The sequence below is a fragment of the Actinomycetospora chlora genome (assembly GCF_039542135.1).
Classification (GTDB): Bacteria; Actinomycetota; Actinomycetes; order Mycobacteriales; family Pseudonocardiaceae; genus Actinomycetospora; species Actinomycetospora chlora.
The window spans coordinates 20066-41864 of the sequence record NZ_BAABHO010000036.1; the positions used below are offsets into that span (position 1 = coordinate 20066).

At 75.7% G+C, this 21799-nt stretch carries 26 protein-coding genes; 13 read left to right on the top strand and 13 right to left on the bottom strand.

What is annotated here, in order from left to right:
• The first annotated feature begins 47 nt into the window (after positions 1-47).
• On the top strand, positions 48-917 hold the full coding sequence (locus ABD994_RS20725) for an alpha/beta fold hydrolase (RefSeq protein ID WP_345419405.1): 870 nt from the start codon (positions 48-50) through the stop codon (positions 915-917).
• Here the strand turns inward: ABD994_RS20725 and ABD994_RS20730 are convergent, their stop codons facing one another.
• A complete protein-coding gene (locus tag ABD994_RS20730; protein ID WP_345419408.1) occupies positions 918-2012 on the bottom strand; it encodes a saccharopine dehydrogenase NADP-binding domain-containing protein in 1095 nt (364 codons plus the stop codon).
• Positions 2013-2047: 35 nt separating this feature from the next.
• The gene (locus ABD994_RS20735) at positions 2048-2473 is read right to left on the bottom strand and encodes a MarR family winged helix-turn-helix transcriptional regulator (protein WP_345419411.1); all 426 of its coding nucleotides are present in this window, start codon (positions 2471-2473) and stop codon (positions 2048-2050) included.
• A 78-nt stretch (positions 2474-2551) separates the two neighbouring features.
• Between ABD994_RS20735 and ABD994_RS20740 the strand changes: the two genes are divergently transcribed.
• A complete protein-coding gene (locus ABD994_RS20740; protein WP_345419414.1) occupies positions 2552-4327 on the top strand; it encodes an ABC transporter ATP-binding protein in 1776 nt (591 codons plus the stop codon).
• 95 nt (positions 4328-4422) lie between these two features.
• Here ABD994_RS20740 and ABD994_RS20745 read toward each other — a convergent pair whose 3' ends face one another.
• The 5 genes from ABD994_RS20745 to ABD994_RS20765 form a co-directional block, all read right to left on the bottom strand.
• Entirely contained in the window at positions 4423-4605 is a 183-nt protein-coding gene (locus tag ABD994_RS20745; RefSeq protein ID WP_345419417.1) for a hypothetical protein, read from the bottom strand.
• 149 nt (positions 4606-4754) lie between these two features.
• Positions 4755-5354 carry a TetR-like C-terminal domain-containing protein gene (locus ABD994_RS20750; protein ID WP_345419420.1) on the bottom strand — a complete coding sequence of 200 codons (600 nt, stop codon included), beginning with the start codon at positions 5352-5354 and terminating at the stop codon, positions 4755-4757.
• A gap of 17 nt (positions 5355-5371) precedes the next feature.
• Positions 5372-6262, bottom strand: coding sequence for an SDR family oxidoreductase (locus ABD994_RS20755; RefSeq protein ID WP_345419423.1), 891 nt, complete (start codon positions 6260-6262; stop codon positions 5372-5374).
• Positions 6263-6275: 13 nt separating this feature from the next.
• Entirely contained in the window at positions 6276-7016 is a 741-nt protein-coding gene (locus ABD994_RS20760) for an SDR family oxidoreductase (protein ID WP_345419426.1), read from the bottom strand.
• Between the two features lie 167 nt (positions 7017-7183).
• On the bottom strand, positions 7184-7669 hold the full coding sequence (locus ABD994_RS20765) for a YbaK/EbsC family protein (RefSeq protein ID WP_345419429.1): 486 nt from the start codon (positions 7667-7669) through the stop codon (positions 7184-7186).
• 124 nt (positions 7670-7793) lie between these two features.
• On the opposite strand from ABD994_RS20765, the gene ABD994_RS20770 reads away from it, so the two are divergent.
• From ABD994_RS20770 to ABD994_RS20805, 8 genes are all read left to right on the top strand, one after another.
• Positions 7794-8138 carry a PadR family transcriptional regulator gene (locus ABD994_RS20770; protein WP_345419431.1) on the top strand — a complete coding sequence of 115 codons (345 nt, stop codon included), beginning with the start codon at positions 7794-7796 and terminating at the stop codon, positions 8136-8138.
• A gap of 56 nt (positions 8139-8194) precedes the next feature.
• Positions 8195-8563, top strand: a complete 369-nt coding sequence (locus ABD994_RS20775; RefSeq protein WP_345419434.1) for a VOC family protein — start codon at positions 8195-8197, stop codon at positions 8561-8563.
• A gap of 106 nt (positions 8564-8669) precedes the next feature.
• Positions 8670-8795, top strand: a complete 126-nt coding sequence (locus tag ABD994_RS20780) for a hypothetical protein (protein ID WP_345419437.1) — start codon at positions 8670-8672, stop codon at positions 8793-8795.
• The gene (gene galT / locus ABD994_RS20785) at positions 8792-9778 is read left to right on the top strand and encodes a galactose-1-phosphate uridylyltransferase (protein WP_345419440.1); all 987 of its coding nucleotides are present in this window, start codon (positions 8792-8794) and stop codon (positions 9776-9778) included. The genes ABD994_RS20780 and galT overlap by 4 nt, the downstream gene beginning before the upstream one ends.
• The gene (gene galK / locus ABD994_RS20790) at positions 9775-10920 is read left to right on the top strand and encodes a galactokinase (RefSeq protein WP_345419443.1); all 1146 of its coding nucleotides are present in this window, start codon (positions 9775-9777) and stop codon (positions 10918-10920) included. Before galT ends, galK begins: the two co-directional genes overlap by 4 nt.
• Before the next feature lie 23 nt (positions 10921-10943).
• A complete protein-coding gene (locus ABD994_RS20795; RefSeq protein ID WP_345419446.1) occupies positions 10944-11951 on the top strand; it encodes a LacI family DNA-binding transcriptional regulator in 1008 nt (335 codons plus the stop codon).
• A 32-nt stretch (positions 11952-11983) separates the two neighbouring features.
• Positions 11984-12691 (top strand): alpha/beta fold hydrolase, encoded by a 708-nt coding sequence (locus tag ABD994_RS20800; protein ID WP_345419449.1) that lies wholly within the window; start codon positions 11984-11986, stop codon positions 12689-12691.
• A 9-nt stretch (positions 12692-12700) separates the two neighbouring features.
• On the top strand, positions 12701-12955 hold the full coding sequence (locus ABD994_RS20805) for a CDGSH iron-sulfur domain-containing protein (protein WP_345419452.1): 255 nt from the start codon (positions 12701-12703) through the stop codon (positions 12953-12955).
• Here ABD994_RS20805 and ABD994_RS20810 read toward each other — a convergent pair.
• Complete coding sequence (locus ABD994_RS20810; RefSeq protein WP_345419455.1) at positions 12904-13908, bottom strand: iron-containing redox enzyme family protein; 1005 nt, start codon at positions 13906-13908, stop codon at positions 12904-12906. The two genes, ABD994_RS20805 and ABD994_RS20810, sit on opposite strands and share 52 nt — an antisense overlap.
• Positions 13909-14149: 241 nt before the next feature.
• Between ABD994_RS20810 and ABD994_RS20815 the strand changes: the two genes are divergently transcribed.
• Positions 14150-14926, top strand: coding sequence for a HemK2/MTQ2 family protein methyltransferase (locus tag ABD994_RS20815; RefSeq protein ID WP_345419458.1), 777 nt, complete (start codon positions 14150-14152; stop codon positions 14924-14926).
• A gap of 25 nt (positions 14927-14951) precedes the next feature.
• Positions 14952-15881, top strand: a complete 930-nt coding sequence (locus tag ABD994_RS20820) for a DUF389 domain-containing protein (RefSeq protein WP_345419460.1) — start codon at positions 14952-14954, stop codon at positions 15879-15881.
• 9 nt (positions 15882-15890) lie between these two features.
• On the opposite strand, the gene ABD994_RS20825 is transcribed toward ABD994_RS20820, so the two are convergent.
• Positions 15891-16595, bottom strand: coding sequence for a DUF4383 domain-containing protein (locus ABD994_RS20825; protein ID WP_345419463.1), 705 nt, complete (start codon positions 16593-16595; stop codon positions 15891-15893).
• A 191-nt stretch (positions 16596-16786) separates the two neighbouring features.
• Between ABD994_RS20825 and ABD994_RS20830 the strand changes: the two genes are divergently transcribed.
• Entirely contained in the window at positions 16787-17755 is a 969-nt protein-coding gene (locus tag ABD994_RS20830) for a DUF8129 domain-containing protein (RefSeq protein WP_345419466.1), read from the top strand.
• A gap of 82 nt (positions 17756-17837) precedes the next feature.
• On the opposite strand, the gene ABD994_RS20835 is transcribed toward ABD994_RS20830, so the two are convergent.
• The 4 genes from ABD994_RS20835 to ABD994_RS20850 form a co-directional block, all read right to left on the bottom strand.
• Positions 17838-18290: a hypothetical protein gene (locus ABD994_RS20835; RefSeq protein ID WP_345419469.1), complete on the bottom strand. Its 453-nt coding sequence runs from the start codon at positions 18288-18290 to the stop codon at positions 17838-17840.
• A gap of 63 nt (positions 18291-18353) precedes the next feature.
• Positions 18354-18590, bottom strand: coding sequence for a hypothetical protein (locus tag ABD994_RS20840; RefSeq protein ID WP_345419472.1), 237 nt, complete (start codon positions 18588-18590; stop codon positions 18354-18356).
• Between the two features lie 128 nt (positions 18591-18718).
• Entirely contained in the window at positions 18719-19903 is a 1185-nt protein-coding gene (locus tag ABD994_RS20845) for a 2Fe-2S iron-sulfur cluster-binding protein (protein WP_345419475.1), read from the bottom strand.
• Entirely contained in the window at positions 19900-21798 is a 1899-nt protein-coding gene (locus ABD994_RS20850; RefSeq protein ID WP_345419478.1) for an NAD(P)H-dependent oxidoreductase subunit E, read from the bottom strand. Before ABD994_RS20850 ends, ABD994_RS20845 begins: the two co-directional genes overlap by 4 nt.
• Position 21799: the final 1 nt, after the last annotated feature.

The following is a 21799-nucleotide window of genomic DNA, read 5'->3' on the forward strand; positions in this document are numbered from 1 at the left end:
GACTGCGACGCTGCAACTCCTTGGTCCTGTTTTAATACGAGGGAGTCGTGGTGGAGACGCGCACCCTGTCGACGGCCGGCGCCGAGATCGTCTACGACGTCCACGGCCCGCTGCCGCCGGCTGGCGGGCGCCCGGTGCTCCTGGCGATCGGCCAGCCGATGGACGCCACCGGCTTCCGCGCCCTCGCTGCGCGGTTCCCCGACCGGACGGTCGTCGCGTACGACCCGCGCGGGCTCGGTCGCAGCACCCGTGCGGACGGCCGCACCGACAACGACCCCGTCACCCAGGCCGAGGATCTGCACGCGCTGGTCGCCGCGCTGGGCGCCGGTCCGGTCGAGGTGTTCGGCAGCAGCGGGGGAGCGGTCACCGGCCTGGCGCTCGTCACCGCGCACCCGGAGGACGTCGTCACGCTCGTGGCCCACGAACCGCCGATCACCGGCCTGCTGCCCGACGCGGCGGCCGCCGACCGCGCCACCCGCGCGTTCCGCGAGGCCTACCAGGCGAAGGGCCGGGGCCACGGGATGGCCGCCTTCATGGCGATGACGTCGTGGTCCGGGGAGTTCACCGACGCGTACTTCGCCCAGCCGACGCCCGACCCGGCCGCGTTCGGCATGCCCACCGAGGACGACGGCTCCCGCGACGACCCGCTGCTCTCCGAGCGGTCGAACGCCGTGGTCGAGTACCGGCTCGACGTCGAGCGGCTCACGTCGGTACCCACCCGGGTCGTCCTCGCCGTGGGGGAGGAGACCGGCGACACCTACACCGCGCGCACCGCCCGTGCCGCCGCCGCCGCGCTGGGCCGGGAGGCCGTCGTCTTCCCGAGCCACCACGGCGGGTTCCTCGACGGGGAGTTCGGCTGGCCCGGCAGGCCCGACGAGTTCGCCGCCCGGCTCCGCGAGGTGCTCGACGCGGCGTGATCAGCCGGGGACGAGCTCCCCGCCCGCCTCGGTGACCAGGTCGAGGCCCAGCGCGGCCACCGGGGTGTCGGCGCCGGGCGGCGCCGTCCCGGCGGCGAGACGGTGGGCGACGGCGGCGGCCGCGGTGCTGGTGAACGCCGAGGCGTCGCCCAGGCGCAGCCACTGCTCGCGCTCGGTGCCGTCGGGCTCGCGCGCGACGGCGCGCGCCCACGAGTGCTCGCGCGGGCGTTCCCGTGCCGGCAGCGCGACCTGCGCGAACCGCTGCCGGGCGAGGCGGCGCAGCGGGCCGACGGCGAGCACGGCGCCCGCCACGGGCAGGGCGGCGCGGGCCAGCGGGGAGCTCGGCAGCTCGCTGGTCGCGGCCACGACGTCGGGCGCGCCGCTGGCGCGCCACGCCGCCACGAGGTCACCGAACGGGGCGCCGACGGTGGTGACGCGCTCCCCGTCGGGGAGCGTGACCTCGGCGCCGTCGGCGCCGATCCGCGTGCGCACCAGCCGTCCGCCGCGGTAGCGGCGTCCGCCCTCGGGCAGCCCGTCGACCAGCGACGCGGCGAGGGCCTCGCCGACGACGCCGCCGTCGGTGGCCAGGGACGGCACCGTGTCGGTGCGCACCGACGCCGGCGCCGGTCGGTCACGGCACAGCGCGACGACGGCGGCCTCGGCCGCCACGACGCCGAACCCCGCGCCCGTGACCAGCGTGACGCCGGCGGCGACCGCCTCGGCGTCGAGGTGCAGCACGCCGCCCGCGGAGACGACGTCGTTGGCGAGATCGAGGTAGTGGCTCCCCGCCGCCAGGCAGGCCCGGGCGATCGGCACCGCGGTGGTCGCGAACGGGCCGACGGTGTGGACGACGACCCCGGGGCGTTGGGCACGCACCTGCGCGGCCATCGCCTCGACGTCGCCGGCGACGACCGAGCGGACCCCGCCCGTGCCGTCGCCGATCCCGGCCGCCGCGTCGTCGAGGCGCGCGGCGTCGCGACCGACGAGCACGACGGCGTGGCCGCGCTCCGCGACCCGGGCGGCGATGGCCCGCCCGCTGCGCCCGGTGGCCCCGAGGACCCAGACCTCGCTCCCGCCCACGTCCGCCTCCGTCATGCGATGACAGTGTCTGACATGAGCCTACGCCGGCGTCACCCGTCGGCGAGCAGGTGCAGCAGGCGGTACAGCTCGGCGCGGTCGGCGTCGTCGAGGCGGGCGAACACGCGGTCGGCCTCGGCGGCCCGCGTCGCCCGCACGGCCTCGCCGAGCTCCTGCCCGGCGGCCGTGGCGCTCACCCGTGTCGCGCGGCGGTCCGCCGGGTCGGGCCGCCGCTCGACCAGGCCGCGGTCGGCCAGCGCGTCGACCACCTCGGTGGCCGTGCGCGGGGCGATGCGCAGGTGCTCGGCGAGCTCGCCCGGGCGCAGGCCGCCGTGGCGCAGCAGGACCTCGAGGGCGCGCAGCTGGGAGAGCGAGACGCCGTACGGGGCGAGCGCCTCGCGCGACTGGTGGCGCAGCCGGCGCGCGACCAGCCAGAAGACGCCGGCCAGCGAGCCGTCGTCCTCGGGCGCACCGTGCACGGGAACAGCCTAGCCCGGATTGCTGTTGCAGCCTCATGTTGAGGTAACCTCAGCACGGCCGTCCGAAGGAGCCGCCCCTTGCCCCGCCCCCAGGAACCGTCACTCGAGACGCGCGCCCGCGAGGCCGAGGAGGCCCGCGCCGTCTCGCTGCGCCGCATCGCGCGCCTGTTCCGTCCCCACCGCGGCGCGCTCGCCGTCGTCATCGCGGTGATCGTGGCCTCGTCGATCGTCGGCCTGGCCTCCCCGTTCCTGCTGCGCGCCGTCATCGACGACGCGCTGCCCCACCGCGACCTGCGCCTGCTCGCCCTGCTCGCCACCGGCATGATCGCCGTCGCCGCCGTCACCTCCGTGCTCGGCGTGGTGCAGACCTGGATCTCCACCGGCGTCGGCCAGCGCGTCATGCACCGCCTGCGCACCGACGTCTTCGCCCACCTCCAGCGCCAGTCGCTGGGCTTCTTCACCCGCACCCGCACCGGCGAGGTGCAGTCGCGGATCACCAACGACATCGGCGGCATGCAGACCGTGGTCACATCCACGGCCACCTCGATCGCCGCCAACCTCACCACCGTCGTCGCCACCGCCGTGGCGATGGTCGCCCTGTCCTGGCAGCTCTCGCTGGTCACGCTCGTCGTGCTGCCCCCGGCCGTGCTCATCAGCCGCCGGGTCGCGCGCATGCGGCGCACGCTGACCGCGGCCCGCCAGCGCGAGCTCGCCGACCTCAACGTCACCATCGAGGAGGGTCTGTCGGTCGACGCCGCCGCGCTGCACCGCACGCTGGGCACCGGCCCCGCCCTGGTCGAGCGCTTTACCGCGTCGTCGGCCCGGCTGACCGACCTCGAGATGCGCTCCCAGCTCGCCGGCCGCTGGCGGATGGCCACCATGAGCGTGGTCTTCGCCGCGATCCCGGCGCTGATCTACCTCGGCGCCGGCTTCCCGTGGACGATCGGCGAGCTGTCGATCGGCACGCTGGTCGCCTTCACCGCGCTGCAGGGCAGCATCTTCCGGCCGCTGTCGGGCCTGCTCGACGTGGGCGTGCAGGTCGCGAGCTCGCTCGCGCTCTTCGCGCGGATCTTCGAGTACCAGGACCTCACCGTCGACATCGCCGACCCGGAGCACCCCGTCGAACTGGGGGAGGTGCGCGGCGACGTCCGCCTGTCGGGGGTGACGTTCACCCACCCCGGGGGCGACCGGCCGGCCCTCGACGAGGTCGACCTCGCCATCCCCGCCGGTACGACGCTCGCGCTCGTGGGGGAGACGGGGTCGGGCAAGACCACGCTCGGCGCGCTCGTCGCCCGCCTGCACGACCCCGACGCGGGACGGATCACCGTCGACGGCGTCGACCTGCGCGACCTGCGCCTGGCCGACGTCGCCCGCGTGATCGGGGTGGTCAGCCAGGAGACCTACCTGCTGCACACCACCGTGCGCGAGAACCTGCGGGCGGCCAAGCCCGACGCGACCGACGCCGAGATCGAGGCCGCGGCCCGCGCGGCGCGGATCCACGACGTGGTCGCCGCCCTGCCCGAGGGCTACGACACGATGGTCGGTGCCCGCGGCCACCGCTTCTCCGGTGGCGAGAAGCAGCGCATCGCGATCGCCCGCACGCTGCTGCGCGACCCGCGGGTGCTGGTCCTCGACGAGGCCACCAGCGCCCTCGACACCGGCACCGAGCGGGCCGTGCAGCTCGCGCTCGACGACCTCGCGCGCCACCGCACCACGCTGACCATCGCCCACCGGCTCTCCACCGTGCGGCACGCCGACCGCATCGCCGTGCTCGACCACGGCCGGGTCGTGGAGTCCGGCACCCACGACGAGCTGGTCGACCGCGAGGGGCGCTACGCGGCCCTCGCCGCCTGATGACCCCCGCCGAGAGGGCCACGCGGTCGCGGCTCGGACACAGGTCGGCCCGCCCCGGTGATCGGGGCGGGCCGGGGTCGGAACGGTGCTCGGGCCTACCGCAGCGAGCGGTCGATCCAGCGGGCGTCGACGCCGTTGCGGTGCTGCTCGATGCGCCGCAGCCGGGTGCGTGCCTGGTGGGTCAGGCCGTCGAGGCGGTCGAGGATCTGGCGCAGCTCGGCGATCTCGGTGTCCAGGGCGCTGTCCGCCTCGGAGCCCGAGGTGGTGCTGGCGGTCACGGCGAACCTTCTTCTTCGGGTCGCGGGTGGTTCGGGGGAGCGCCACCGGACCGGTCCTTCGGGATCGATCCAGTGACGCGCTACCGATGCTACGCCCCGGTGTGGCACGCGGTGCAGCGGGCTCGCCGCACGACCAGGTGAGCCGACACTCAGCGGCGGGCGATCCCGTGCACGAGCTGGGCGACCAGCGTGCGGGCGAAGTCCGCGGTCAGCGGCTGGTCGGGGATCAGCAGGCGGTGGTAGCAGGCGCCCCACAGCTGGTCGACCACGGTCTCGGCGTCGACGTCGTCGCGCAGCTCGCCGCGGTCGCGGGCCGCCTCGATCGCCGTCACGGCCAGCGCGCGGCGCGGGGCGGAGTAGTGCTCGCGGTAGGCCGCGGCGAGCTCCGGGTCGGTCTGCATCGACCCGATGAGGTCGGCGAGCACCCGTCCCGCCGCCGTGTCCGTCACCAGCCGCACGAAGGCGAGCATCTGCTCGGTGAGGTCCGCGGCGATGTCGCCGGTGTCGGGGAACGCGAGCGTGCCGGCGACCGTGCGGAAGTACGCCTCGGCCGCCAGCGCGCCGCGCGAGGGCCACCACTTGTGCAGCGTGGTCCGGCTCGCGCCCGAGATCGCCGAGACGCGCTCGAAGGTGAAGCCGGCCATGCCCTCGGTGAGCAGGAGCTCGCCCGCGGCCGCGAGGACCTCGCTGCGGACCTCGTCCGCGGGGCGCCGTCCGCGCCCGCGCGGGCGGGTCCGCTGCTCGGTCACGCCGATCACGCTAGCCGTCACGCCGACGGCCGGGCGTGCAGCAGGTCGTCGAGGCCGATGCGCCGGTAGAACTCCGTGCGCACCCGGTCGCCGACGGCGTTGACGACCTCGGCGCCGTCGTCGGCCGGGTCGACGTGCACCCGGAACGGGCGCTGCCCGGCCGGGGTGTCGACCACCCGGACGATCGCCCGCGCCACCTCGGCCGGGTCGGCGTCGGGCGGCGCGAGCTCGGCGAGGCGGGCGCCGACCTGGTCCATCAGCCCGCCGTAGCGCTCCTCGTAGGCGCCGGCCACGGCGTCGTCGGCGGCGTGCCCGGCGTGGGCGAAGTGGTTGGTGCCGGTGGTGAACGAGCCCGGGACGACGATCGTGGTGTCGACGCCGAAGCGCGCCAGCTCGGCGGCGTAGCTGACCGCGAGGGAGTCCATGCCCGCCTTCGCCGCGAAGTACGGCGCGAGGTAGGGCGGGGTGCCGCCGCGGGTGCTCGTCGAGCCGACCCACAGCACCAGCCCGTGCCCCTGTTCCCGCAGGTGCGGCAGCGCGGCGCGGTTGACCCGCTGGGTCGAGACGACGTTCGTGTCGTAGACGCTCGCCAGCTGCTCGGGGGTGAACGCCTCTGTGGGGCCGAGCACCATGTGCCCGGCGTTGTGGACGACGACGTCGAGTCCCCCGGCGTCCTCGACGACCGTGGCGATCGCGGCGTCGACCGAGTCCTGGTCGGCGACGTCGAGCTCGACGGTGCGCAGGTCGACGCCGTGCTCGGCGGCGAACGCGGCGGCGTCGGCGACGGCGGGGGCGTTGCGCCCGGTGGTGTCGCGGACGCCGGCGTAGACCGTGTTCCCGGCCTCGGCGAGGGCCCGGGCGCTCATGGCGCCGAACCCGCTGGACGCGCCGGTGATGACGATGATCATGATCGTGCTCCTCTCAGGCGAGCCCGCCGTTGGCGAACAGGGTCTGGCCGTTCACCCACCGGGCGGGCCCGGCGAGGAAGGCGACGGCCTCGGCGATGTCCTCGGGCCGGCCGAGGCGCTCGAGCGGGGCGGCCTTCGCGAGGCCCGCCACCTGCTCGTCGGACTTGCCGTCGAGGAACAGGGGCGTGGCCGTCGGGCCGGGGGCGACGGCGTTGACGGTGACGTCGCGGCCGCGCATCTCGCGGGCGAGCACCGGCACGAGCGCCTCCACGGCTCCCTTGCTGGCGACGTAGCCGCCGTAGGTCGGGAACGACAGCCGCGTCACCGACGTCGAGAACGCGATGATCGCGCCGCCGGTCCGCACGCGGCGGGCGGCCTCCTGGGCGACGACGACGGTGCCGCGGATGTTGGTGCGGTGCATGCGGTCGAGGTCGTCGAGGTCGAGCTCGGCCAGCGGGGCCAGGATCATGATCCCGGCGGTGTGGACGACGACGTCGACGCCACCGAACGCCTGCTCGACGGCGTCGAACGCGGCCGCCATGTCCGCCGGCTCGGCGACGTCGCCACCGACGGCGATCGCCCGCCCGCCGCCGGCCTCGATGGTGCTGACGACCTCCTCCGCACGGGCCTTGTTCCCGGCGTAGTGCACGCCGACGGCGATGCCGTCGGCGGCGAGGCGCAGGGCCGCCGCACGCCCGATCCCGCCGGACCCGCCGGTCACGAGCGCGGTGCGGGTGGTCTCGGTGCTGCTCATCGTTCCTCCTCGATGTGAACGCTCTGCCCATATACAATCACGAAAAGAACGCAGCGTCCATATCTGTGACCCACGAGGCACGCAGCCGGGGGTGCGAGCAACGCGGCATTGCTGGCGCTGGACGCCAGGATCGCCACATCCTCACCGGCGCGACACGCCGAGCGGGGTCAGCGGGCGGCGACCTCGAGCAGCGTCCCGCCGGTCAGAGCCACGAGCTCGTCGGCGGTGGTCGGGAACATCGAGTGCTCGTCGCCGGCCCCCGCCCAGACCGTCGGGTACGCCGCCAGCGCGACGTCGACGACGCACGGCAGCGGCGCCGGGTGCCCGACGGGCGCGACGCCGCCGACGTGCTGCCCGGTGGCGCGCAGGACGGTGCCCGGGTCGGCGCGCTTGACCCGGCGCTTCGCCACGCCCAGGTGGTCGGCGATCCGGCGCGGGTCGACGCGGTGCGCCCCGGACGCGAGCACGAGCACGACCCCGTCGCCCGAGGTGAACACCAGGCTGTTGGCGATCGCGCCCACGGGGCAGCCCAGCTGCTCGGCGGCGGCCGCGGCCGAGGGCACCGGCGCGGTGAACACCGCGATCTCCCGCGGGGCGCCGGCTGCCTCCAGTGCCCGTCGCACCGCGTCCCGGCCCGTCGTCCCCGTGTCCACGACGGGGCACGCTAGGACGTGCCGTCACGGCGCCGCGAGCGGGTTCCGTTCCACCGTCCGGGCTGGTCAGCTGGGTCGATCGGCGTCGTTTGACCACCGCGGTGGCGGGGCGAACCTGCTGTCCATGACCACGACGGCAACCCGCCGCGCCGCGGCCGGCTCGCGCGCCCGCATCCGGGACCGCGGCCAGATCGACGCGCTCGTGCTCGCCGCCCTGGCCGACGGCCCGAAGCGGCAGGACGAGATCGCGCAGACGCTGCGCGCGCAGGTCGGCGACGCCCTCGACCTGCCCTACTCCCGGATCGTCCCGACCCTGCACCGCCTGCAGCGCAACCGGCTGGTGAGCCGCCCCGCCAGCAACCCCCGCAGCTTCCGCCTGACCGACACCGGCACGCGCTCGCTGGCCGCCCGCCGCCGCGCCGCGGACGCCTTCGCGCGGTCCCTCCACCACCTCGCCGACCGCGCCTGAGGTACCTCGGTGACGATGTCCGCGCTCAGCGCGGGATCCGTCACCGAGGTCGCAGAATGACCGTCGTGTTCACCGGCCTCCACCACGTGCAGCTCGCGATGCCCGCGGGGGAGGAGGACGCCGCGCGGGGGTTCTACGCCGGCGTGCTCGGGATGACCGAGGTCGCCAAGCCGCCGGTGCTCGCCGCGCGGGGCGGGGCCTGGTTCCGGGCCGGTGGGCTCGAGCTGCACCTCGGGGTCGAGGACGGCTTCGTCCCCGCCCGCAAGGCCCACCCCGGCATCGCCGTCGACGACCTCGACGCCCTGGCCCGCCGGGTCGCCACGACGGGCCAGGACGTCACGTGGGACCGCGACGTCCCCGGCTTCCGGCGCTTCTACGCCCACGACCCCTTCGGCAACCGGCTGGAGTTCCTCGAGCCGGCGTGAGGCTCAGGTCGTCGCGTTCTCCCTGTCCTCGCCTGGCCGTGAACGTTAACGTGATGGTTCACGACTTTGATACCGACGTGTTGCCCGCGTCAAGGGGAGGGGACGGGTGGAGGAGCAGCCAGGAGTCGACGGCGAGGTCGACGCCGAGGTCGACGCCGACGCCCACGAAGAGGTCGGCGAGCTCGAGGACGGCCGGACCATCCGGTACTTCTCGTGGGTCGGGGAGCCGTGAGCGAGCGGCGCTACGACCCCACGCACGGTGAGTGGGTCACGTTCGCGACCCATCGCCAGGACCGGACGTACAAGCCGTCGGCCGCGTCCTGCCCGCTGTGCCCGACGCGCCCCGGCGGGTCCGCCACCGAGATCCCGCGCGAGCACTTCGACGTCGCGGTGTTCGACAACCGCTTCCCGTCACTGTCGACCCACCCACCCGAGCCGTCGATCGCCGGCACCGACCTCGTGCCCGTCGAGCCCGCGTACGGGCACTGCGAGGTCGTCGTGTTCACCGACGACCACGACGCCACGCTCGCGTCGGTGGGCGTGCGCCGCGTGCACCTGCTCGTGGAGACGTGGGCCCGCCGCGTCGCCGACCTCGCCGCCGACCCCCGCGTGCGCTACGTGCTGCCCTTCGAGAACAAGGGCGAGGCGGTGGGCGTGACGCTGCACCACCCCCACGGCCAGATCTACGCCTACCCCGACGTCCCGCCTCGGCCGGCGCGCGAGCTGGCCGCCGGCCGCCGCCACCACGACCGCACGGGCCGCTGCGTGTTCTGCGACGTCGTCGCCGCCGAGGCCGGCGGACCGCGCGAGGTCGTCGCCGGCGACCACTTCGTCGCCGGGGTCCCGCCGTGGGCGCGCTTCCCCTACGAGGTGGACGTCTGGAGCCGCGAGCACGTCCCGTCCCTGCCGGAGCTGGGACCCGACGCACGCGCCGACCTCGCGCGCGTGCTGGCCACGGTCCTCGCCGGCTACGACGCCTGGTTCGGCTTCCCGACCTCCTACCTCCTGGGCGTCCACGGCGCCCCGACCGACGGCGCCGACCGCGACGTCGCCCACCTCCACCTCGAGGTCTGCCCGCCCCACCGCGGCGGGGGCAAACTCAAGTACCTCGCCGGGTCGGAGACGTTCGGGGGCGCGTTCCTCACCGACGTCGCCCCCGAGGTCGCGGCCGCGCGGCTGCGCGAGGCGTGCGGGAGGGCGGTGGTGCCGGCATGAGCAGCGACCTGGTGGCCACCTTCCGCGCCGCCACCGGCCGCGACCCCGAGGGCGTTTTCTCCGCACCCGGGCGGGTCAACCTCATCGGCGAGCACACCGACCACAACGAGGGCCACGTCCTGCCCTTCGCCATCGACCGCCGCTGCCGGGTCGCCGCCGGCCGCCGCGGCGACGACATCGTCACCGTCCGCTCGGCCCAGGAGCCCGGCGCGCCGGTGACGACGACGCTCGAGGCCCTCGACCGGGCCCGCGGCTGGTCGGCCTACGCGCTCGGGACGCTGTGGGCGCTGCGGGAGGCCGACCCCGCGATCACCGGTGGCTGGGACCTCGTCGTCGACGGCGACGTGCCGCTGGGCTCGGGGCTGTCGTCGTCGGCGGCGCTGGAGTGCGCGGTGGCGCTGGCGATCGCGGAGCTCGGCGGGAGCGACCTCGACCGCCACGCGCTGGCCCGCGCCGGGCGCCGCGCCGAGAACGACGTGGTCGGCGCCCCCGTCGGGATCATGGACCAGGCGGCGTCACTGCTCTGCCGCGACGGCGCCGCGCTGCTGCTGGACTGCCGCACCCTGCACGGCGAGGACGTCGCGCTCGGGCTCGACGAGGTCGGGCTGGTGACGCTCGTCGTCGACACCCGCGTCCGCCACGACCTCGCCGACGGCGGGTACGCCGACCGCCGGGCCGCCTGCGTCGCGGCCGCCGAGGCGCTCGGCGTCCCCGCCCTGCGCGACGCCACCCCGGACATGCTCGGGCGGCTCGACGGCGACCTGCTGCGGCGGGCGCGCCACGTCGTCACCGAGGAGGCCCGGGTGCACCGGGTCGTGGCGCTCCTGCGCGACGGCCGACCGGCCGACGTCGGCCCGGAGCTCACCGCGTCGCACGCCTCGCTGCGCGACGACTTCGAGGTCTCCGTCCCGGCCCTCGACGCCGTGGTCGCCGCGGCGCTGGACGCGGGCGCCCTCGGGGCACGGCTGGTCGGCGGCGGCTTCGGCGGCAGCGCGCTCGTGCTCGCACCGGACGCCGCCGCGGCGGAGATCGGCACGGCCGTCGCGCGGCGCGCGGCGGCCGGGGGCCACCCCGAGCCCGTGGTCCGCGCGGTCCGACCCGCCGCCGGCGCGCGGCGCGAGGACGTCGGTCTCCCCGGCTAGGGTCGCGTCGGGGAGAGGGGACGATGGTGGGCGAGATCCTCGGACGGGAGGTCCGGGTCACGATCGACGACGTCGCCCGCGCGGCCGGCGTCTCGCGGCAGACCGTCTCGCGGGCCATGAACGGCAAGGGCGAGATCAGCGCCGCCACCCGCCGCCGGGTGCTCGCGACGATCGAGGAGCTCGACTACCGGCCCAGCGTGTTCGCCCGCGGCATGCGGACGCAGCGCGGCGGGACGCTGGGGCTGATCCTCTCCGACATCGCCAACCCGTTCTTCCCGGCGGTGGCGCGCGGCGTGTTCGACGCCGCCGCGGCCCGCGGGTCGTCGGTGGTCGTCCACAACACCGACGCCCACGCCGGCCGGGAGTCCGCCGCGGCGCGCGACGTCCTCGAGCGGGGCGCCGACGGCGTCATCGGCTTCTTCGAGGCCCTCGCCGACGAGGACCTGACCGAGGTGCACCGGCGCCTGCCGCTCGTGGTCGCCGACCGGCGGGCGCCCGAGCCGGGCGTCGCCAGCGTGTCGTCGGACTTCGCCACCGGCACCCGCCTCGCCGTCGAGCACCTGCACGCGCGGGGGCACCGTCGCCTCGGCATGCTCGACGGGGCGGTCGGGGTCGACCACGTCCGCCGGCACGCCTTCACCGATGCCGCGGCGCCGGGCTCGCCCGTGGTCACCGGACCGCCGACGCTCACCGGGGGCGCGGCCGCGGCCGACCAGCTGCTGGCCGAGCACCCGGCCGTCACCGCGCTGTTCGCGTTCAACGACCTCATGGCCGTCGGGGCCGTCCGCGCGCTGCGCGAGCGGGGGCGGCGCGTGCCCGAGGACTGCGCTGTCGTCGGTTACGACGACCTCACCCTCGCCGCCGACCTCGACCCGCCGCTGACCACCGTGCACACCGACAAGTACGAGCTCGGCCGCACGCTGGTCGAGGTGCTCGACGACGTCGTGCGCGCCCGCCGCGACGGGTCCGCCCCGGGCGTCGCCCCGCACCGCCTGCTGCCCGCGACGCTCGTGGTCCGCCGCTCGGGGTGACCGGGGGAGCGCGTCCCGGGTAGCCCGGATCCGTGCCCACTCCCCGCGCCGTCGCCGTGCCCGGCCTCGGGCTCACCGCCCGCGGCTGGACCGCCGTGACCGAGGCCCTGCACAGCGCCCTGCCGGCGGTGGTCGTCACGCTGCCGGCCTTCGGGTTGCCGGCGCCGCGCGGGCAGGCGCTGGACCCGGCGTCGCTCGCCGACCTCCTCGCGGCCCGGATCGCCGACCAGGGGCTCCTCGCCGACGGCCCGGTGGTGCTGATGGGGCACTCGGCGAGCGGCCAGGTCGTCGCCGAGGTGGCCCGGCGGCACCCGCACGCCGTCCGGGCGCTCGTCCTCGTCGGCCCGACCACCGACCCGCGGATCGCGCCGCGCCCCCGGCTGGTCTCGCGCTGGCTGCGCACGGCAGCCCGCGAGGACCCGCGGCGGGTGCCGGAGATGCTGCGGGAGTACGCCACCACGCGGCTGTCCGGGTTCGCCCGCGCCCTGCGCGCGGCCCGCCGCCGCGACCTGCGCGCGACGCTGGCCGCGACCGACGTCCCGGTGCTCGTCGCGCGGGGCCCGCACGACCGTCTCGCGACCGCCGGCTGGGCCGCGGCCCTGGCCGCGGTCCGGCCGGGCGTCGAGGTCGCGACCACGGCCCGCGGGGCCCACATGCTGCCGCTGACCCGCCCCGGCGAGCTCGCGGGCCTCGTGGAGGCCTTCTCACAGCGCGTGTGCCGCGACCTGCCCGCCGGGTAGACGCGCCGCATGCCGGCACCGCAGCGCCCCGTCCGCGTCACGATGACCGAGGGCGGCCCGTTCCTCGTCGAGGGGCCGGTCGAGCTGGAGCTGCCCGACGGCCGCACGGTGCGCAGCGAGCGCCCGGTCGTGGCCCTGTGCGCCTGCCGGCGCACCAAGCGCTACCCGTTCTGCGACACGAGCCACCGGCGCAAGCTGCGGCCGTCCCGCGATCAGGCCGCGGACGGCTCCGACGGCTCCGGCACCGACCGCAGCGCCGACTGACCTTCCGCCCAGCGGCCCACCACGTACTCGGCGAGGCGGTCCTCGAGCAGCGTCGACGCCTGGATCCCGAGCACCACGTCCGCCGCCAGCTCCGGCTCGCGCTCGAGCAGCCCGGCGAGCAGCTCGCGGCGCACCACCTGCTCGTGCACCGCGTCGGCCTCGACGTGCTCGGCGTAGAACGCCGTGGCGCTCTCCGGCAGCCCGAGGCGCTCGATGCCCGCGACGAGGCGCGCCGAGCCGGGCGGCGAGGTGATCTCGATGAGCGCGAACTGGCCCACCGACGCCCCGCGCCAGCGCCGGTGCAGGCCGAACAGCGACATGATGTTGATCGTCGCGAGCACCTCGGCGGGCGCGGCGTCCAGGTAGGCGTGGTAACCGCTGTCGAGGCCGAGCTGGTCCATCATGTCGGCGAAGATCCGCGCGTGGACGCGGTCGGCGCGCCCGGCGCCGAACTCGTCGTGCTCCACGGTCATGAGTGACGTCTTGGCCCGCCCGTGCAGGCCGTCGAGCCGGGGGATGACCCAGGCCTGCGGGTCGGCCTCCTTGAGGTGGTAGATCGAGCGCAGCGCGACGTACTCGTCGAGCTGCCAGCGCTCGCCGTCGGCCGCGAGCCGCCACGACGGGCCCGTGCCCTCGGTCGGCTCGACGAGCAGGGCGTCGACGGCGGCCTCGACGTCGTCGCCGCCCGCGACGCTCCCGCGCACCGCGGCGAGGAAGACCTCCTCGAGCCGCGCGCGCAGCGCCAGCAGCTCCGGGTCCCACTCGAGGGCGTCGTCGACGCCGTCGAAGGAGCGGTAGTGCAGCTCGTAGCAGCAGTAGAGGGCGAGCTGCAGGTCGTCGCCCTGGGGATCGGCGGCCGCGGTGTCGAGGGCGCGGAGGTCGGCGGTGTGGCCGCCGAGCACGTCGAGCACGGCGGCCGAGAGCGGACCACGGGCGCGGGGCAGGGCGGACACGGGGGCTCCTTCGCCGATCGGATGGTGCAGGCGCCTGGCGTACCCGATCGGGAAGGGCGGCCAGCCCCGCCCGGCACGTGATGTTGCCGACCCCGTCGTGAGGGCTGGATGTGCCCCTTTGTCCGGGTAACGCCAGGGCCTGGGTCGACACCGGGGTCGACAGCGATCCCGCCCGGAGGCCGGGCCGGCGAGCGCCGGCGCCCCGCGACCCGACTCGCCGCCGAGCCCAGCCGAGGAGCCCATGACGACCGTCGCGCCCGATCCCCGCCGCACGCCGGCACGACCGGTGCCCCCCCGGTCTGCGCCCGCCCCCGAGCCCACCGGCCTGCACCCGCACCACCGCGTGTTCCGCGTCCCGGGCGTCTACCCCGTCCAGCGCGACACCTGGCTGCTCGCCGACGTGCTGCGCGCCGAGCTCACCGACCACGGGTGCGGCGCCGGCCGCCCGTGCCGCGTCCTGGAGCTCGGCGCCGGTGCCGGCGCGCTCTCGGTCGTCGCCGCCGGCGTGCCCGGCACCGAGGTCACCGCCGTCGACCTGTCCCGGCGGGCGCTGCTCTCCACCCGCATCAACGCCGCGCGGTACGGCCGGCGCGTGCGGGTGCGCCGCGGCGACCTGACCGCGCCGGTCGCGGGGGAGCGGTTCGACGTCGTCGTCTCCAACCCGCCCTACGTGCCCGCGGAGACCGACGAGCTGCCCGAGCACGGCATCGCCCGCGCGTTCGACGGCGGCCGCGACGGGCGGGCGGTGCTCGACCGCCTCTGCGACGAGGCCCCCGAGGTGCTGACGCCGGGCGGCCGGCTGCTCGTCGTCCACTCCGCCTTCAACGACCCGGCCGTCACCGTGCGGCGGCTGGAGGCCCGTGGCCTGGCCGCGGAGGTCGTCGCGCGCCGGGAGCACCCGTACGGGCCGGTGCTCACGGCCCGCAGTGCCCTGCTGCGCGAGCGCGGGCTCGCCGCGCCCGGGCAGCAGACCGAAGAGCTCGTCGTGGTGCGCGCCGTGCGCCCACGGGCCGCCTGAGCCGCACCGGACCGAGGGGGACGCCATGCACCACCAGATCGACGTCACCGTGCCGTCGTCGGCCGCCGAGGACCTCGAGAAGGTCCTGGCCGACCACGACGGGGTGCTCGCCATGACGCGCCAGCCCGAGGGCTCGGTGAAGCCGCCGGGTGACGTGTTCACGCTGCACGTGCTCAACCGCAGCATCGACGACGTCCTCGCCGAGGTCGAGCACGCCCGCGAGCACGGCCCGATCGCGGTCGCGACCCTGCGCACCGAGAGCGTCATCGCCACCGGCGTGCAGGACGCCATCGAGGACGACGCCGACGAGTCGCCGTGGGAGGAGTTCGAGCGCACGCTGCGTCACCACGGCCGCATGAGCGTCAACTACCTCGTGCTGATGGCCCTCGGGGGCGTGATCGCGGTCGCCGGGCTGCTCTCGCCGCCGGTGCCGCAGGCCCTCGCGCTCGCCGCCTCGGCGATCATCGCACCGGCGTTCGAGCCGGTCGCGAAGCTGGGCGTCGCCATCCTGCGCGGCAGCCTCTACCGGGTGCGGCGCTCGCTGGTGTCGGTGGTGACGGGCTACCTGATCCTCGCCGCGGCCGGCGGCGTCACGTTCCTGGTGCTGCGTGCGCTGGGCCTGGCCAAGCCCGGGGTGCTCGCGGGCAGCGAGGGGGTGCACATGATCGCCGACCCGACCGCGGCCGACTGGCTCGTGGGCGCGGGTGGCGCGGTGGCCGGGCTCGTGATCATCACGTCGTTCCGCGAGGCCGTGCTCGCCGGGGCGCTCATCGCCCTGGCGCTGGTCCCCGCGGCCGGCCTCGTCGGCGTCGGGGTCGTCGCCGGCGACACCGGCCTGCTCCTCGACGGCCTGCAGCGGGCGGGCGCCGACATGGCGCTGGTCGTCGTCCTCGGCGGGATCGTGGTGTTCGTCAAGGACCGGTGGATCCACCGCGGCCGGCGCCCGCTCGCCTAGCTCCGTGGCTCAGCGCGCCCGCTCCTCGGGGTGCGGCTCGGTCCGGCCCTTGTTGACGTCGGAGTCGCGGCTCGGCTCGGGCTGCTCCGGCGTGGGGCCCTGGGGCGGCTGCTCGCCGGTCTCCGGGATGACGCCGGGGTAGGGCAGCGAGCCCGGCGGCGGCTCGACGATGCGCGCGCTCGCGATCATCACGCAGATGAAGCCGAGCAGCGCGAGCACCGCGTGCAGCACGTGGTCCGGGGTGTTGAGCGCCAGGAACGTCGCGTCGCCGGTGTTGACGCTGAACGCCGCGCCGAAGGCGAACAGCAGCAGGTAGACGACGGCCTGGGCGCCCGCGAAGATCCGCAACCAGGTGCGCCGGCGCAGGCTCACCGCGGCGAGGACGGCGGTGACCAGCAGCAGCACGCTGTGCGCGGGGTTCAGGCGCAGGGCCAGGAAGGTGTCGTCCGTCTGCTCGGTGAAGGACGAGCCCCAGCTGACGACGATCCCCGCGACGCCGACGACGAGCAGCACCACCGCCTCGCCGGCGATGACGGCGGTCGCGATCCGGCCCAGGAGCCCCTCGTGCGGCACGGAGGGGATCGGGTTGCCCTGGTCGTCACGCCCGGACGGGGTGTACGGCCCCGATCCGCGGCCGGTCCGGTCGTGCTGCTGCGGTGTGCCGGTGGCGTCGGGGTTCGGCGGCTCCCCGTGCCGGTTCGTGGGCTGAGACATGCCCGTCGGTGTGCCCGAACGACCCCGCGCCGCGAACCCTCCGAGTGCCCCGAGGAGCTGCATCGCAGCGCACGGGCCGATCGGGACGCGATCCGCATACGGCCACGGGACGCGTGGTAGCCGAATCGCCTCCGGCCTCGGAGGCCGGACGACGCACACGCACCCACACCGACGACGATCCGAGGAGAAGTGTGATCCACCAGGCCGACATCATCGCCCAGCTCCGCTCGATGCTGCAGCTGACCCAGACCGAGGTCCAGGTCGCCCGTATCCGCGTGGCCCAGGCGCGGACCGAGGCCGTCCGTCGCGAGCTGACGGAGAACGCCCGCCACGCCGAGGACCGCACCGCGGACATCACCCGCGAGCTGCAGCGCCTCGGCGGGGTCGCCGACGTCGTGTCGCCCCTCGTGGGCCGCGTCGGCGCCGTCGTCAAGGCCACGGTCGAGCAGGCCGGGCCCGTCGACGAGGCCCTGCTCGGGGACCTGACGCTGGAGCACCAGCTGCGGGACCGCGCGGTCTACCTGCGCGCCCTCGCCGAGACCGCGAAGGACGACGGGATCCGCCGGCTCGCCGACCGGCTCGAGGAGGCGCACACCGCCACCATCGAGTGGCTGACCACCGTGCTGGCCGAGCACGCGCTCGGCGGCCCGCCGGCGCTGCAGCCGACGCCGGTCCAGATGGTGGTCGGCGGCGCCACCCGCGCCGTGCGGCTGCCGGTGAGCTTCGCCCGCGAGCAGGTCAGCCGCTGGGCGGCGCGCCTGCAGCAGCGTGGCGAGCAGGTCCGCGGCGTCGTCACCGACACCGCCCAGCGCGCGGCGCTGCTCGGCGACGACGCCCGCGAGGTCGCCGAGACCGGCCGTGACGCCGCGCTCGACCGGGCCGAGCGCGTGAGCCGTCGCGAGGGCGCCGACGACACCGCCCGGGCCCTGCACGAGGCCCGCGCCCGGCTCGGCGCGCTGCACGCCAGCGAGCTGCCGATCCAGCGCTACGACGAGCTCGGCGTCAACGACGCCGTCGCCCGCATCAAGGCGCTGGACGACGTCGAGGACCTCAACAAGGTCATCGTCTACGAGGAGGCGAACAAGAACCGCCGCGGCATCATCTCCGCCGCCCAGACGCGCCACGCCGCGCTGGCCCAGGAGGTCGTCGGCATTCGCTGAGCGGGCACCACACCCCGATCCGGCCGGGTTCCCGAGGGGACCCGGCCGGTCGTGTCCGGACCCGCGGTGTCGCCCGGGTGGCTCAGCCCGTGACGGCCCCGACGATCGCCGCAATGATCAGGACCAGGGCGAGCACGATCAGTGCCACGGGCGCGAGCACGGCGGTGAGGAGCAGCGCGAGCCCGAGCAGCACCTTCTGCCCCGTGCTCATCGCCCCCACCCCGCCCTTGATCCCCGCCCACACCGGGTTCTTGCCCTCCAGCTTGGCCTTGCCGGCCGCGAGCGCCGCGCTCGCACCGACGCCGAGCCCGGCCTTGCCGACCGCGCCCTTGGCCGCGTCGGCCGCCATGTCGCCGAGGCGGTCGGCGACCTCCTCGACCTTCTCCGCCGCCGCGCCCGCCAGACGGTCGATGGCCGCGATGGCCAGGGCACGCAGCCGGTCGGAGGCGCTGGGCTGGGCCGGGGCCGCCCCCTCCGCCGTCTCCGGCAGCGACGGGGCGGGACGGTCGTCGTCGAGCACGGCCGCAGCCGTCATGGAAGCTCCTCGCGTGGTGGGTGGCGGCCCGGTGCTGGACCGCCCTGTCCGGCGGGCACGGCGTCAGCCGCTCTGGGCGACGTCCTGGGCCCGGCGCGCGAGCGCGAGCCCGTCGCGCATCCCCTCGGCGTAGGACCGCGTCTCGCGCTCCTCGACCGTCGGCTCCTCGGCCGGCTCGCTCTCGATGAGGGTGGTCAGCACCGCCTCGACGTCCTCGATCCGACCCGCGGCGACCAGCTGGTGCAGCCCGTCCACCACCTCGCCGGTCCGGTCCTTCTTGTTCCGTTGCGACGTCGCCACGGTGACATCCCTCCTCGGTTGGGCACACTTCATCAGCCCCGCAGGCCCGCGAGAAGGTCCGCCACGGCGTTGGCCCCTCATGGCCGCGCGTGTTCGGCCGTTCGCGGTCGGTGGGGGCCCCACCCGGCTCAGAAGTTCTGCACGTGCTGGAACCCGAACCGCCCCTTGATGCAGAGGTGGCCGTGGGTCACGGAGTGGTCGGACGGGCTGGTGACGTTGACGATCTCGTTCTGCTGGACGTGCAGCTCGAGGTTGCAGCCCACGCCGCAGAACGAGCAGATGGTCGTGGTGACCGTCTCCTCCTCGGGGTGCCAGTCGTCTTCCTCGCGCAGCTCGTGCTCGCGGCGGGACACCAGCGCGCCGGTGGGGCAGACCCCGATGCAGTTGCCGCAGTACACGCAGGCCGAGTCGGGCAGCGGGGCGTCGAACTCGGTGGCGATGCGGGCGTCGAAACCGCGCCCGGCCGCGGCGATCGCGAACGTGAACTGCGCGTCGGTGCCGCAGGCGTTGACGCACTTGTAGCACATGATGCAGCGCGAGTAGTCGCGGACGTAGAGGTCGTTGTCGATCTTCACGGGCTGGGCGACGGTGGCCGCGGTGGCGCCGTCGGGGGCGTGGTGGTGGCCCGCGTGGCGTCGGTCGCGCTCGCCGGCCGCGGCCGGGGGAGCGGGTGGGCCGTAGCGCCCGGCGTCGACGCCGTAGTCGCCCATCCAGCGCTGCACGTCGACGCTCGCGCGGTCCATGTCGACCGACGACGCGAGCAGCTCGAGCACCATCCGCCGGCTGTGCCGCACCTTCTCGGTGTCGGTACGGACCTGCATGCCGTCCTCGCACGCCCGGGCGCACGAGGGCACCAGCGCCCGCGAGCCCTCGACCTCGACGACGCAGACCCGGCAGGCGTTGATCGGGTCCATGTTCGGGGCCCAGCACAGCGTCGGCGTGTCCGCCTGCTCCGGCGTGCCCTGCTCGTGCAGCGCGTCGAGGATCGTCGAGCCCTCGGTGACCCGGACCTCGCGGCCGTCGAGCTCGAGGCTGACCCGCCGCCGGATCGGCCCGAGCATCACCGGGCCGGTGGCGAGGCGCTCCTCGGGCTTGCCGCCCGAGGAGGCCGGGTCGAGCACGGTGGGTCCGACCGGCGACGGGACAGCCGTGTCGCCGTCCGTGCGCTCGCCCGGGGGCGGACCGCTCCCGCCGTGGTCGCCGGCGCGGACGTCGGCGCCCTCGGCCGCCTCGCTGGCGCCATCGATCGACCGGTCGTCCGGCGCCGTCGAGCCGCTGCCCGCCGGAGCCGGCCCCTTGCCCGTGGTGGTCATACCGAGGGGACCTTTCCGTTGGGGGAGCGGCTCGGCCGGTCGAGCAGGCCGAGCTGCAGAGCCGAGGTGACGGCGGCGGGCGCGGTCTGGCCGAGCCCGCAGATCGAGGCGTCGCGCATGACGCGGGCGAGGTCGTCGAGCAGGGCGATCTCGGTCTCGCGCGAGCCGATCGGCGTGTCCCGCTCGAGGCGGGCCAGCGCCTCCTCCTGGCGCACGGTGCCGACGCGGCAGGGCACGCACTGCCCGCACGACTCGTCGCGGAAGAACGCCGCGATCCGCCGCAGGGTGCCGGTGAGGTCGGCGTCGGTGTCGAACACGAGGACCACCCCGGACCCGACGGTGGCCCCGATGTCGCGGGTGCCCTCGAGGGTGAGGGGGACGTCCAGGTTCTCCTCCATGACGAACCCGCCCGCGGCGCCGCCGAGCAGCACGGTGCGCAGCTCGCCGCGCACCCCGCCGGCGACGTCGAGCAGCTCGCGCAGCGTGGTGCCGAAACCGACCTCGTAGACCCCGGGCCGCCCGACCGCACCGGAGAGGCAGAACAGCTTGGTGCCGGTGGAGCGCCCGCCCCCGATCTCGGCGAACGCCTGCCCGCCGATGTCGAGGATGCCGAGCACGTTGTAGAGCGTCTCGACGTTGTTGATGGCCGTCGGCTTGCCGAACAGGCCCGCGACGCTCGGGAACGGCGGCTTGTTGCGCGGCTCGCCGCGGAAGCCCTCGATCGACTCGAGCAGCGCGGTCTCCTCGCCGCAGATGTAGGCGCCGGCCCCGCGCCGCAGCTCGATGTCGAACCCGAACCCCTCACCCATGACGTCCTCGCCGAGGAAGCCACGGGCCCGCGCCGCGGCGATCGCGTTCTCCAGCCGGCGGGTGACCAGCGGGTACTCCCCGCGCAGGTAGAGGTAGCCCGTGCGCGCGCCGGTGACGTACCCGGCGATCGTCATCGCCTCGACGAGCGCGAACGGGTCGCCCTCCATGAGCACGCGGTCCTTGAACGTGCCCGGCTCGGACTCGTCGGCGTTGCACACGAGGTAGTGCGGCCGCTCCGGCGCGCCGGCGACGCCCTTCCACTTCACCCCGGTGGGGAACGCGGCGCCGCCGCGGCCCGTCAGCGAGGAGTCCTCGAGCTCGGTGATGACCCGCGTCGGGCCGAGGTCGACCGCGCGGCGCAGCGCCGCGTAGCCCCCGTGGGCGCGGTAGTCGTCGAGGCTCTCGGGGTCGACGACCCCGACCCGGCGCAGCAGGCGCAACGGGGCCCCGTCGGGCAGGTGCCCACCGTGACCGGTCTGCGGGGCGCTGACGCGAGTGTCGGCGAAGACCGCGTCGGCCTCGTCGGCCAGCGCGGGGTCGTCGCTGCCGGCCGCGGCGGCCACCCCGTCGGGACGGGCCGGGGCCTGGCTGAGGTCGGGCTCGCCCGTGCGCTGGTGCAGCACGGCCGGGGCCCGCTCGCAGAGCCCGAGGCACGGGCTGCGCACCCAGCACACCTGCGACCCGGCACCTTCGGGGCCGAGCTCATCGGTGAGCCGGGAGATGATCTCCTCGCCGCCGTACGGACCGCACGCAACGTCGTCGCACACGTGCACCACCCGCGGCGCCCGGGGCTCGACGGAGAACATCGCGTAGAACGTCGCCACGCCGTAGATCTCCGCCGGCGGCACCGACAGCGTCCGCGCGATGTGGTTCAGCGCGCCCTCGGAGATCCAGCCGACGGCGTCGTGCACCGCGTGCAGCACCGGGAGCAGCAGGTGCCGCCGGGCACGGGCGTCGTGGCCCGCGTGCTCGCTGCGCTGCGGCCGGTCCTCCCGGCTCGACGGGGCGACCAGCGTGCCGAACGCCGCGTCGACCGTGTCGCGCTCGAGGGTGCTGGGCTCGGCCTTCGAGAGGTGCAGATCCATC